General features: G+C 48.6%; 3 protein-coding genes. All 3 read right to left on the reverse strand.

What is annotated here, in order from left to right; all coding sequences use genetic code 11:
• Nucleotides 1-4713 carry an amino acid adenylation domain-containing protein gene (locus QT987_RS08875; RefSeq protein WP_333239098.1) on the reverse strand — a complete coding sequence of 1571 codons (4713 nt, stop codon included), beginning with the start codon at nt 4711-4713 and terminating at the stop codon, nt 1-3.
• A 204-nt stretch (nt 4714-4917) separates the two neighbouring features.
• Nucleotides 4918-13641, reverse strand: a complete 8724-nt coding sequence (locus QT987_RS08880; RefSeq protein ID WP_333239100.1) for an amino acid adenylation domain-containing protein — start codon at nt 13639-13641, stop codon at nt 4918-4920.
• Nucleotides 13642-14151: 510 nt separating this feature from the next.
• Nucleotides 14152-14322, reverse strand: a complete 171-nt coding sequence (locus QT987_RS08885; protein ID WP_333239102.1) for a hypothetical protein — start codon at nt 14320-14322, stop codon at nt 14152-14154.
• Nucleotides 14323-14377 lie beyond the last annotated feature (55 nt).

Here is a 14377-nt window from a genome sequence, read left to right on the forward strand (position 1 = left end):
TTACAGCTCTCCCAAAATTGCAGTAATGTTGTCTAAATCGCCCTGGCTCCACTGGCTCCACTTAAACTCTGCAAAGTCAGAAGGAGTGCAGCCGCCGGCGTCGGGGGACTGACAGTATTGAATTAGCGATCGCAGCGATTCTATAAAGCCCGTTGCTAAATTTTCTATGCTTTCTCGTCGGTGAATGTTTTCGCTGTACGTCCAATCTAATTGCAGCTTGTTGCTGGCAATAAATCCGTTAATTTCTAGGAGGTAACGCCGCTTTCCGCGCGGGCTGCGAATGGGGCCACTAGGCTCGGAGGACAGCATTAATAAAGAAGATTTCGGCAGCACTTGGTCAAACTGTCCGAGATAATTAAAGCTTACCTCAGCTTGCGGCAGTTTGTGCATTTTTTTAGAAATTTCTGGGTTTAAATATCGTAGGACGCCGCAGCCAATACCGCGATTTGGCACTGCGCGTAACTGCTCTTTCACTGATTTGAGTGCAGCCCCTATATCGGAATGTTTTTCTAAATTTAACAAAACGGGGAAAACTGCTGTGAACCAGCCGATTGTGCGCGACAAATCTACTCCTTCAAATATATCTTCGCGCCCGTGACCTTCTAAGTCAACTAACAGTGAGTTATTGCCTGTCCAGCGTTCAAATGCTTGACCTAAAGCAGTTAGCAAGACATCATTAATTTGCGTGCGGTAAGCTGCAGGTACTTCTTGTAAGAGCAGTTTTGTTTCTTCAACACTCAAAGCAACGGATACTGTCTTTTCAGATGCAACTAAATTAGCTGCTGTGGGGAAATCTATTGGCAAGCGAGAAGTTGGTTGGTGAGAAAGGGCGAACCAGTAATCGAACTCTTCCTGCAATTCGGGCGATCGCGCCCAGTCATGCAAACGTTCTGCCCACTGCTTAAATGAGGTTGTTTTGGGCGGGAGTCTGACTGTTTTGCCGCAACTTATTTGCCCATAAGCTGTCTGAAAATCCTCAATTAAAATTCGCCACGAAACCCCATCAACCGCTAAGTGATGAATGGCCAATAACAAGCGATTTGGCTGATGTTTGCCCAAGTCAAATAGGGCAGCGCGAAGTAATGGCCCCTCTGACAAATTCAAACTGCCTTGCAACTGAGCGGCGGCGGTTTGGAAAGCGGCTTCTCGCTCCTCTGGAGGTAGCGACGACAAATCAATGCAGGTAAACGGAGCAACCTCGTCGGGATTGGCGAACTCCTGCAGCCAGCCAGATTCTCCTCGCGCAAAACGCAGGCGCAGCGCGTCGTGGTGCTTCAGCAATTCTTGCAAAACTGACTCAATTAATGCAGGTTCGAGAGGTTGCCGCAACTCTAAAAGCACCGCCTGATTCCAGTGGTGTGGATCGGAGAGATTTTGTTCAAAAAACCAGTGCTGAATCGGTGTCAGAGGAACTTCGCCAGTGATTAATCCCTGTTCCGATTGTGGGGTCCCAGTTGTATCGGCGACGGTGGCTAACTGTGCAATAGTTTGGTGCTGAAACAGTTGTTTTGGTGTAAGTCGCAACCCCGCTCGATTCGCTTGAGAAATTACTTGAATGCTGAGGATAGAATCGCCGCCCAATTCAAAGAAATTGTCGTCAATTCCCACTTGTTCTAACCCCAATACTTGCGCCCAAATTTCCGCTAGGATTTTCTCAATAGCCGTGCTTGGCGCGGCGAATGCCTCTTCGAGTTCAGGGCGATCGCGATCGGGTGCGGGAAGCGCCTTGCGATCGACTTTGCCGTTGTTTGTTAAAGGCAGCGATTCCAGCGTCACAAAAGCAGCAGGCACCATGTATTCCGGCAATTTTTCTTTCAGAAAGCAGCGCAGTTCGTGAATCAGTATTGAATGCTTATTTTGTGCTGCTGAGTTAGCAATGATATAAGCTACCAAGCGCTTATCGCCCGGTACATCTTCTCGCACTACAACCACAGCCTGGGCGACATCTGGATGCTGTCCTAGCGCTGCTTCAATTTCTCCCAATTCGATGCGGAAACCGCGCACTTTTACTTGGTGGTCAATTCGTCCCAAGTATTCAATATCGCCATTCGGCAGGTAGCGCGCTAAGTCTCCCGATTTGTACAACCGCGCTTTCAAACGGTCATTAAAGGGGTTCGGAATAAACCGATCGGCCGTTAATTCTGGCTGATTGAGATAGCCCCGCGCGACGCCAGCACCACCAACGTAAATTTCCCCAGGAATGCCGATGGGAACAGGTTGGCAGTTGCGATCGAGCAGGTAAACTTGCAAGTCAGGAATTGGACGGCCAATAAGGCTGGCATTTTTACTTAAATCAGCGGCAGTCAGCGGCCGATAGGTGACGTGGACTGTTGTTTCTGTAATCCCATACATATTGACAAGTTGGGGGCGCCGATCGCCGTGCCGATCGAACCAAGGTTTTAAGCTTTGCAAGTCTAAAGCTTCCCCGCCAAAAATTACTAAGCGCAGGCTTAAATCTTCGCCAATTCCGACAGATTCTTCTGTCTTTATCAACTGGTAAAATGCAGAAGGAGTTTGGTTGAGAACTGTGACTCGTTCTTTGCATAGCAAGCTGTAAAAATCTTGGGGCGATCGGCTGACTGAATAAGGCACGATCGCGAGTCGCCCGCCGTATAGCAAAGCGCCCCATATTTCCCAGACTGAGAAGTCAAAAGCATAAGAGTGAAACAGCGTCCACACATCTTGCTCGTTGAAGTTGTACCACGACTCGGTAGCAGCAAACAGGCGGAGGACGTTTGAGTGAGGAACTAAAACGCCTTTGGGGATGCCAGTTGAGCCAGAAGTGTAGATGATATAGGCGAGATTTTCGGCAGTAGTGGCGCTGGCGGGATTTTCTTTGCTGTGTTGGGAGAAAGCACTTTGATCCGCATCGAGGCAAAGGATTTTGGCGCTGCATTTGGGAAGGGTTGGCAACAACTTTTCCTCAGTCAGCAGCACATTTACCTGCGCGTCTTCGAGTATAAAAGCAAGGCGATCGCGCGGGTAGGCTGGATCGAGCGGAACATAAGCGCCGCCAGCTTTGAGAATACCGAGAATGCCAACAATTGTATTGAGCGATCGCTCGACACAAATTCCGACCAAAACTTCTGGCTTGACGCCGAGTTTTTGCAGGTAATGTGCGAGTTGGTTGGCTCGTTCATTCAGCTCGCGGTAGGTGAGTTTTTGGTCTTCAAATACGACTGCAATGGCATCGGGAGTTCGATCGACCTGCGCTTCAAATAATTGATGAATGCAGCGATCGCTCGAATAATCGGCGCGGGTGTCATTCCACTCTACCAACAACTGATGCCGCTCTTTTTCCCCTAGCAACGGTAGCTCTTCAATCCGCCGCTCTGGGTTGGCAGCTATGCCCTCCAGCAACGTGAGAAAATGCCCCGCCATCCGCCTAATAGTTACCGCATCAAATAAATCGGTACTGTATTCAAACTGACCGCTAATTTCTTCCTGCTTTTCTTCTAAATGCAGCGTTAAATCAACTTTTGCTGTCTGATTGTCAACATCTAAAAGAGTGAGATTGAGTCCGGCGATTGATTCCGCAGCAACAGGTGCAGTTTGCAAAACAAAAGCAACTTGGAACAGTGGATTGTAGCTCAAATTGCGATCGGGTTGCAACTCTTCAACCAGTTTCTCAAACGGCAAATCCTGGTGAGCGTAAGCTTCTAAACTCATCTCCCGAATGCGATCGAGCAATTGCCGAAAAGTGCGATCGCCTGACAAATCAGTCCGCAATACCAAAGTATTGACAAAAAAGCCGATTAGCCCTTGAATTTCCGATCTGTTGCGGTTGGCGATGGGAGAGCCAACGGGGATATCTGCCTGTCCTGTATAGCGATAGAGCAACGTTTTAAAGGCTGCTAGCAGCGTCATAAACAGGGTGGCATTTTCCTGGCGGCTGAGCTTTTTGAGGGCTGACGTTAGCGTTTTCGGGATGAGGAATGATTCTTTCGCGCCCCGATAGGTTTGCACGGGGGGGCGGGGGCGATCGGCTGGCAATTCCAGCAAGGGGGGAGCGCCACTGAGCTGCTTTTTCCAGTAGTTAAGTTGAGTTTGCAAGCGTGAAGCGAAGCTATCCCGCAGGGAATCGCCCGCAAGCCATTCCCGCTGCCAAATAGCAAAATCGGCGTACTGGATGGAAAGTTCGGGAAGTGGGGATGGTTTTGCCATCACAAACGCTTCGTAAAGTGCTGCTAATTCTTGCAGAAAGACTCCGATTGACCAGCCATCAAAAATAATGTGGTGTAGCGTCAGCAGCAAGACATATTCCTCAGCATCTAACTGTAGCAAACTAGCTCGCAACAGCGGCCCTTTGGTTAGGTCAAAAGGTTTACTAGCTTCTGCTGCTGCTAGTTTTTTTACTTCCGCTTCTCGTTGAATTTCTGGCAATTGTTGCAGGTCTAAAACTTGCAGCCCGAAATTAAATTTCTGACCAACCACCTGCACGGGTTGACCGTCTACAGTGGCAAATGTCGTCCGCAAAGCTTCGTGACGGTGCACAATTTCCTTGAAACTTCGTTCTAGCACTACTGCATTTAGCCTGCCTTTTAGTAACACAGCCGCCGGAAGGTTGTAAAAAGGGTTTCCCGGTTCAAATTGGTCAATAAACCACAGTCTTTGCTGGGCAAAAGAGGTGGGAAATGCAAATACTTCTTCTTCCGCAGTATTTGCAGAGTCGCAAGTATCTGTTGGAGGTTTTTCGGAAAAATGCACCGTCATTGGATTAGTAACTGGTAATTGGTAATTGGGATTGCAGCCGATATTTAGGGATTGGTTATGAGGTAATATCTTGGGCGGGGCGGGTTTACGAGATTTATCGTTTTTAGTAAAGATATTGGTGAACCCGCCCCTACAGGAATAACGGTCAATCGAACGGACATGATATTATTGGCTGCTCACTCATGACTCATCACTGATTTGTGGTTAGCGCAAAGAGGAGAGTTTCATGCGGTATGCCGATCGCGAAACGGGCGCGATCGCGGGTTCTTCAACTGTCGCGTTTTTGTTTTTGGCTTCAGCAATCTTTTCTGCAAGTACGGCGAGCGATCGCCCTGCAAAAATATCGCACAAAGGCAATTCTAGGTGACAAGATTCTCGTACCTTTGCTGCTAATTGAATTGCCAGCAGCGAATTTCCTCCTAGTTCAAAAAAGTTATCGGTAATGCTTAACTGTTCGATACCGAGAACCTCACAGCAAATTCTCGCTAACATTGCCTCAATCGGGGTGCGCGGTGCGACAAAAATCTTTGCTTCGGGAATTGCGGCATCCGGTTCAGGCAGTGCCTTGCGGTTAACTTTGCCGTTCGCCGAAAGCGGCAGCGCGTCCAGAACTATAAATGCAGACGGCACCATATAATCGGGCAGATTTTCACTCAGAAATTGTCGCAATTCTTCAACCGCAAGGACAGCATTTTGTTGGGGAACGATATATGCTACTAAGCGTTTTTGACTGTGATTTTCTCCGAATGCGGTGACAATGGATGCTTTGACTGCTGGGTGTTCGTTCAAAGCAGCTTCAATTTCTCCTGCTTCGATGCGGAATCCTCGAATTTTAAGGCGGAAATCTTCTCGCCCTAAAAATTCGATATTGCCGTCAGGGAGGAAGCGCCCTAAATCTCCCGTTCGGTACAAGCGATCGCCCGTGACGGGGTGCGTGAGGCAAGTGGCGCGAGTTTTTTCTTCATTCCGCCAGTATCCTTTTGTCAGCCCAACTCCCGCACAGCACATCTCGCCGGCAACCCAGACGGGACAGTCTTCCAGCCTTTCATTCAAAATGTAATAGCGGGTGTTAGCGATCGGCTTGCCGTAGGGAATGCTTTTCCAAGAAGAATCAACAGTTTCTACCGGATACCAAATATTCCAAAGGGTAGTTTCGGTTGGCCCGCCGACGCTGACAACGCGACATTCTTGGACGATCGCCCTTAACCTCTCAGGCAGCGTTACTGGAATCCAATCTCCGCCGAGAAACGCCCAGCGCAAGCACTCCGGCAACACCTCAGAACGTCCGGCAGCGTAATCGAGCAGCATTTCCATCATCGGGGGAACCGAGTTCCAAATGGTGACGCGCTCTTTTACCATCAATTCATTCCAGTGAGCGGGGTCTAGCCGTTGTGCGGCATCGGGAATGACGATCGCGCCCCCGGCCGCTAGGATGCCGAAGATATCGTAAACCGACATATCGTGGTGCAGTGCGGTGACTGCGATCGCGCGATCGCCCTCGGTCACATTAAACACTTGATTGGTCTGAGCGATCGCATTGACTACACCTCGGTGCGCGATCGCCACGCCTTTCGGCAAGCCAGTTGAACCGGAAGTATAAATCACATAAGCTAAATCTTCCGGTTCCTGTACTGTTTCTAAAGGTTTGTCACTTTCTGTTGCCAATTCGTCGGTATCGAGGCAAATTCGCCGCACAGTTTCGGGCCATTCTAAGCTTCGATCTAAGCAAGATTGCGTTAGTACAAATTGAACTTCGCCATTTTCCAGCAAATACCACAGCCGCTCTTTTGGCAGCGCCGCATCAATGGGTAAATAAGCGGCTCCAGAGGCTAGAATTCCCAAAACAGCGACGATTTGCTCCCATCCTTTCTCCATGACGACGGCAATCAATTGATTAGGGCGAACTCCGAGATTTCGCAATCGATGACCGACTTGATTCGATCGCAGATACAATTCTTGATAACTCAGAGTGCGCGTTGAAGTAATGATGGCGGGTTCGTGCGATCGCGACGCGACTTTCTCAGCAAACAATTCGTGCAGCAATACATCGGGAATAGGTGCCTCAATGCTGTTAGTAAAGGCTTGCTGAAACTGCACCGTTTTCTGCCAAGTTTCCTCTTCATTGGCGAGGTGTTGCAATAGGCGACAGTAGGCCTCAAACATATCGTCAATCATCCCTGGCGGGAAGAGTTCTTCCACCGCATCCCAGCTAAAAGAAAGCCCGTCAGCAGTTTCGGTAAATTGCGCGTCGATCCAAACTTGTGGCGTTTGACCGATGATGTGCACCAGTTCTCCCAATTCTTGAATGAGAGAAAAGATAGAGGAATCTTCCCCAGGCGCGTTTTGCGGATCGATCGTAAATACAACTGGCATCAGCGCTGCGGTTGTCCCTTGCGCTTGGGCGAGTTCTCGCAAAACGCGCACGCCGCTGACATATTGGTGTTCTAAATCTTGCCAAAGTTGTTGTTGTAGTCGCTTGGCTCGTACTTCAAAACTTTCTGGCTTTGAGTTGTCTATTTCTAACAGAGTAAATGAGGCAAATTCTCCGATAATTTCCTCAACTTGAGGGTGCAGGGGAAGGCGATTAAAGCGCGGCACGTTGAGGGTAAACCGAGGCGTTTTGCTCCACAGGGAGAGAACCTCGGCATAGGCAGCTAGCAATAAACCCGTAGGAGTGAGGCTGGCGCGAGCTGTGCGCGTTTTGAGGCGCTGCCAAGTTGAGAAATCTAAGCGATCGCTCCAGCGTTTAAATCGCGGCTGCGTTAAGGAATTCGGCTGTTTGGCGAGGGGCAATTCCGGCGCTGGTGGCAGGGTTTTGAGGCGAGTGCGCCAGTAATCTAAGGATTGCTGGTAAAATGGGGAGTTTTCTAAGGCGATCGCAGCTAACACGCAATCGCGGAAAGACAGTTGCAAGGGTGCGATCGCAGTATGGGGATTGCGGTAAAACTTTACCAAATCGCCAAACAAAATTTGAAAACTCCAGCCGTCTATGCACAAGGCGTCAATGCTGATGTGGAGCCGGATGCGGCGATCGCTTATTTGCGAAGCGCAAATCTCGAATAGCGGCCAGCGATCGAGCGGCAGCACTTGGTGAGAAAGGCGATCGCGAATTGCTTCGAGTTGTTCGCCGGCAACTTTTGAATCGAGCGATCGCAAATCCAAAACCTCAATTTTATAAGCGGGCACGTTTTCCAGAATTTGCTGCTGTCCGTTCGGAAGTACGATCGCCCGCAGCATATCGTGACGCTCTACAACTCGCTGCCACGCGAGGCTAAACCGCTCTAAATCTAACTCGTCGCTCTCAATTTCTACATAGCCGTGAATGGCAACATTGCCCATTTCAAAAAAGCTATTTCTGCCGATCCAGTACGCCTGCTGCATTTCGTTGAGCGGAAATGGTTGATAGCGATTTTGAGGATCGGGGGCGATCGCGGGCAGTGAAATCAGGGGTTCGGGCGACTGCTGGCTCTTAGCTTGTGCGATCGCAACTGCCAAACTGGCGACAGTGGGGGATTGAAACAGACAGCGCAGCGATAGCTCAACTTGAAAGCGATCGCGCACCTTGGCAATCAGTTGAGTTGCCAGCAAAGAGTGACCTCCCAACTCAAAGAAATTGTCATTAATTCCCACCTGTTTTAAACCCAGAACCTCCACCCAAATCTCCGCTAATACTTGTTCTTCTAAAGTATCAGGAGCGATAAAATCTGCCTCTAAACTGTTGGTTTCCGGTGCGGGAAGTGCCTTAAAATCTACCTTGCCGTTTGGTGTCAGTGGCATCGATTCCAAAAACATGAAACTAGCAGGAACCATATAATCGGGCAGTTGTTCCCGGAGAAAAGAACGCAGATTTTTAATCAGTGCAGAGTTGCCAATGCTGAGTGCTGAGTTTAAAACGAGGTAAGCAACTAAGCGCTTTTCGCCTGAATCTTCCTCTCGCGCGAGAATGACTGCTTCTTGCACGTCTGGATGTTGGCTGAGTGTGGATTCGATTTCTCCTAACTCTATGCGGAAACCGCGAATTTTCACTTGACGATCTGTGCGATCGAGAAATTCTAAATTCCCGTCGGGGAGATAGCGGACTAAATCGCCTGTTTTGTAAAGGCGATCGCCTTGTTTGCTGCTAAAAGGATCGGGAATAAATTTTTCTCGATTCAGATCTGAACGGTTGAGATAGCCTCTGGCAACGCCCGCACCTCCGATATAAAGTTCGCCGGGGACTCCGATGGGAACTGGTTGCAAATTAGCATCAAGTACATAGGTGCGGGCATTTGGAATTGGGCGTCCAATTGGTAGCGATTTTGGGGAGTTTTTAACCGCAGAGGGCGCAGAGGGCGCAGAGGGGAGAGAAGAGGAGGAGGAAGAGGGGAGAGTGTCGCACCACGTGGCGACAATGGTTGTTTCTGTGGGGCCGTAAGTATTGACTAGCCGGACTTTTTCTGATACGCATTTTTGCCACTGATTCAGGGATGCTGAAAGTGCGGTTTCTCCGCCAATAATTGTCAAGCGCACTGACGGGGGAAATTCGGATTTTTCGGCGCTGAGTCTGGCAGTTAATTCGCGCCAGTAAGCTGTCGGCAAATCCAATACAGTGATTTCCCATTCCCGGCACTTTTTCAGGAAGGAAGAAATGCTGTCTAACATGGAATTTCCGCGCAGTACCAAAGTTGCGCCTCGCGTTAAACAGGGATAGATTTCTTCGGCGCTGGCGTCGAAGCTGAGGGAAGCAAATTGGAGAACGCGATCGCCTGGTTCGATGCCATATTCTACACTTGCAGCCTGCGTATAATTTGCCAAAGATTGATGCTGCACCATCACTCCTTTTGGCTGGCCGGTAGACCCGGATGTATAGATGATATAAGCGAGGTTTTCTGGCGAAACGGCGCTATCAGGATTTGACTGATTTTGTTGATAAATTATCTCCCATTCTGCATCCAAGCAAATCGCGGAAATATTGGGGACTAGCAAGTCGGTGGCTAATTTTGCTTGCGTTAGCAATACGCGAACTCCAGCGTCTTCTAACATAAAATTAAGACGTTCTTTGGAATAATGCGGATCGAGGGGCAAATAAGCGCCGCCTGCTTTTAATACGCCTAAGATTCCGACGATCGCATCGAGCGATCGCTCCATATAAACGCCGACTATCGCATCGGGTTTTACGCCGAAGGAGTGCAAGTAATGGGCAAGTTGATTCGCGCGATTATTTAATTCTTGGTAAGTCAAACTTTGGCATTCAAATCGCACCGCAACCGCATCAGGGGTTTTCGCAGCCTGCGCTTCAAACAAACGGTGAACGCACTCATTTTGGGAGTATTTTATCTCAGTGTTATTCCACTCAAATAGAAGTTGCTGGCGTTCTGTTTCTGCAAGCAGGGGCAAATCGGATAGACGCGCGGAGGGATTCGCAACGATGCCTTCTAATAAGTTCTGAAAGTGTCCTGCCATTCGCGCGATCGTAGCCGCTTCAAATAAGTCTAGGCTGTACTCAAACCAGCCTCTAATACCTGTTGCTGTGGCTTCTAATTCCAGGGTTAAATCGAAATTTGCTGTACCGCTGTGAATCTGTTGGCAGTTCAAGCTTAAATCCGGCAATTCTAAGGCAAATTCAGAGGCATTTTGAAAGGCAAACATCACCTGAAATAAAGGCGAGTGACTTAAATCTCGATTCGGCTGCAATTCTTCAACCAACTTCTCAAACGGTACATCTTGATGCGCGTAAGCACCTAATGCAACCTCTCGCACTCGACTCAGCAAATCTCGAAAAGTGGGATTTCCATTTATGTCAGTCCGCAGGACTAAAGTATTGACAAAAAATCCAATTAATGATTCGGTTTCGCTGCTGTTGCGGCTGGCAATTGGTGAACCGACGAGGATATCTTCTTGCCCTGTGTAGCGGTAAAGCAGTGTTTTGAATGCTGCCAGCAATGTCATAAAGAAAGTAGTTTTTTCACTGCGACTCAATTGCCTAATTGCCTCGGTTAAGTGCTCTGGCAATTCAAATAATTGCCGACCTCCCTTGTAACTTTGAACAGCGGGACGAGAAAAGTCTGTTGGTAAATTTAGAACCGCTGCGCTGCGACTTAACTGCTGCTTCCAGTAAGTAAGTTGAGTTTCTAATATTTCTCCCTGCATTTGTTGGCGCTGCCAAGTGGCAAAGTCTGCATACTGAATTGGCAGAGGTGGAATGGTGGCTAAATTATTATTAGTAAATTCTTCATAAAATGCCGCTAATTCCCGTAAAAATACGCCCAAAGACAGCCCATCAAAAATGATATGGTGGGCAGATAAAAGCAGGGTATGTTCTGTTTCCGATAGGCGCAGAAGTTTGGCACGGAGCAGATTGGGTTGAGTTAAATCAAAGGGCAACTGTGCTTCTTCCGCCGACATTTCTTGCGCTTTTTTCTCGCGTTCCGCAGGGGGAAAATGGCTCAAATCTATCAGGGGTAATGGGAAAGTTTTCGCATCAAAAATAACTTGTATCTGTTCTTTTTTGCCACCACCAAACGCAGTTCTTAAAATCTCGTGTCGCTCGATAATTTTCTCAATACTTTGCCTAAGTGTTTCTGCATAGAGCTGTCCTGTGATCTGAACTTCACCGCAGAGGTTATAGAATGGGTTTCCGGGTTCCAATTGGTCGAAGAACCACAAGCGCTCTTGGGCAAAAGACAGGGGAATATTTTGTAGGCGAGAAACTGGCCTTGGGACGACTGCTTTGGTATTTCCTGTCAGTTGCTCTAGAATTTGCACTGCTAGTCGAGCAATGCTCCTATCTTCAAACAAATCGGCAACCGATACAGTAACGCCAAAGTCGCTCTCTATCTGATTTTTTAACTCAAAAATTCTTAAAGAATCTAGTCCAAAGCTACTGAGAGGTCGATCGATTTCAGTCGGCTTTAGCCGACTTTGGCTATTAGCCGGGGAATTCATTCCCCGGCGGTTTACCTGCTGCCAAAGGTAAGCTTCAAGCAGCGACTGCCGTTCTTCTAACTCTGATTTAAGCAGAATTTCTCGCGTGAGGCGATTCTCTATTTCACCAAAATCAGCTAACTCTAAAATGCTACTGGCGACCACTTCCAAATTGTCAGCTAGAAAGTCAGCATAGGCGGCGCGACGTTGAATTTTACCGCTGGTCGTTTTCGGAATGCTTCCGGGCTTAATCAGCACTACTCCATAAACTTGCACTTCTGATTCTTGAGCAATGCTGGAACGGATGGCGCTGATAATTTCCTCGACATTATCCGGTGCTTTGCGAGATTGTAATTCTTGCACGATAACGAGCTGTTCTTCGCCTGCGACTTCCACCGAGAATGCCGCGATCGCCCCTGGCCGCAAACTGGGATGGCTGCGTTCTGCTGTTCTTTCTATATCTTGGGGGTAAAGATTGCGACCTCGGATGATAATTAAATCTTTGAGTCGCCCTGTAATAAACAGTTCTCCGTCGCGTAAAAAGCCTAAATCTCCTGTTCGCAAAAATGGCCCTTCGCCCGTATCTGAAAGATATGCTTGGAAGGTTTTTTCTGTTTCTTCTGGGCGATTCCAATAGCCTCGCGCCACTGTTTCGCCAGCTACCCAAATTTCTCCGACTTCCTGCGGCTGGCATTGTGTCAGAGTTTCGGGATTGACGATCGCAACTTTAGTGCCAAATTCAGGGAAACCGCAGCCGACTAAAGTTCTCGCGCCCCCCTCGCCTTCGACAACTTCTACAATGTGATTATTTTCCAGCGCCCCAGCGTCAACAGCTAAGAAAGTCGGTGTTGTCCCGCTGCGAACCGTGGCAATTTTTAGCGTGGTTTCTGCCATTCCGTAAGCAGGACAAAAGGCATCCGCCTGAAAACCGCAGGGCTCAAAAGCTTTGGTAAATCGCTCTAGGGTTTCTTTGTGGATGGGTTCTGCACCGTTATAGGCCACGCGCCAACTACTCAAGTCGAGCATTTTTTGGCCATCGCCCAAGATTTTGCGCTGCATAATAGCGGGATGATTTTGATTGTTTTGTGGGATGGGCGTCCCGCCCGTCCCGTGTATTTTCACAGCAGGCCCGACGCCTACCCCACAATCATCATCCTCAAATTGTGCTAGCAACATTTTGCTGATTTTGCTAGCACACAAGTCGTAAGCAAAATTTGGCCCGCCGCTGTGGGTAGCTTTGTAGCGCGAAATCGCTTCCAACCAGCACATCGGGTTCTGAATAAAAGCCGCTGGCGGCATGAAGTAAGAGGGAATTCCCAGATACAAAGGTTTGAGCAATCCGTCAATTAACCCCATGTCGTGAAACGGGGGAAGCCACGTTACCGCAACGCTTTCGGCATCGTGGTCAAAGCCTCGGTGAATGTATTCGATGTTGTACAAAACGTTTGCGTGGCTCACCATTACGCCTTTGGGGGTGGAGGTTGAGCCGGAAGTGTACTGAAGATAAGCTACTTCGTCGGGATGGATGGGTGGCTGCTGCCACTTTTCGCCGTCATCCGAAAGCGCTTCTGCACTCAGCCAGTGCAGCCCTTTGAGTTCCGGCGCTTGCTCGCATAGCTGCTCTAAATTTTCCAGGTGTCGCGCGGGTGCGATCGCAATTGTTGCTCCTGCGTCTTTGGCGATCGCACTTATTTTCGCTAAATTCCGTTTCAGCTTCGGTGGATAGAGGGGAACGGCGATAACTTTGGCGTACAAGCATCCGAAAAAGGCGGCTAGATAGTCCAATCCTGGCGGGAAAAGCAGTAAGGCTCGTTCGCCAGTGACTCCCAATGTCTGAAGTCGCGCGGCGTGCGATCGGGCGATCGCATCTAACTCTCGATAAGTCAAACTGGCGGTTTCAGTTTTTCCGTCTAACAGAAATGTATATTTCTGCTCTGGTTGGTGTAGTGCTCTGTTTTGTAGGAGTTCTACTAAATTTGTACAACTTTCGGTGAGTTGGTTTCCCTTAATGCTTGCGTCACTCATCGATGATTCTTTTTACCTAATAAATCTTGTTTGCAGTACGCCAACCAGTTCCGCCAAATTCTTTCCACATAGACTTTCTGTGAATAGCTTTCGGACGTTACGAGTCTCCCATCAGCGCGTTTGAGTCTTCAATTCGGGTATTAGCGCTTTTTTTCACGTTTTGTTGTCGATCGCGCTGTTCGACAATGGCTCCGGGGCGATTTCAGTCCGAGCCAGCTTCGAGATCAGCTTCAGGGGCTTTACCGCTATCGACTTTAAGTATCCTATGCTAGATGATATTTATTGTCAAGAGTAGTTGAAATATTTATTGACTACAATCGTTTCCTATATGACAATCTTTTCTAACTCTTGCCATAGCATTTTAGGCGATCGTTTGTCTAGCCCTTGCCAAAACCATAATAGGCAAGTGGTGTCTAACTAGCTAGAGGGGTCTGACCCCCTATCTTAAGATGCAATAAGTTTTCATTAGTTAACTCTTGACAGATGTGAGTGCTCTGTTATCTAATTAAGTCACTTTCTCATTAAGCGTCCAGCGACTACTTCCTTTAACCGAGGAAAATGCCCACCGTGGGCGATCGTCCAGAGCGCCACCGGACTGAGGATTTCGCCCTCACGCGCCTGCTGTATTCCCAGACAAATGCCACTAGCGACGGGAGCATCGGAGCGAACTGCGCCCGACAACAGGGCCGCATCTTCCGCAGGTCAGTTTCAGGAACCAGAGAAGAGCAGCAACGCT

The organism is Microcoleus sp. SVA1B4 (genome assembly GCF_036700545.1).
Taxonomy (GTDB): domain Bacteria; phylum Cyanobacteriota; class Cyanobacteriia; order Cyanobacteriales; family Microcoleaceae; genus Microcoleus.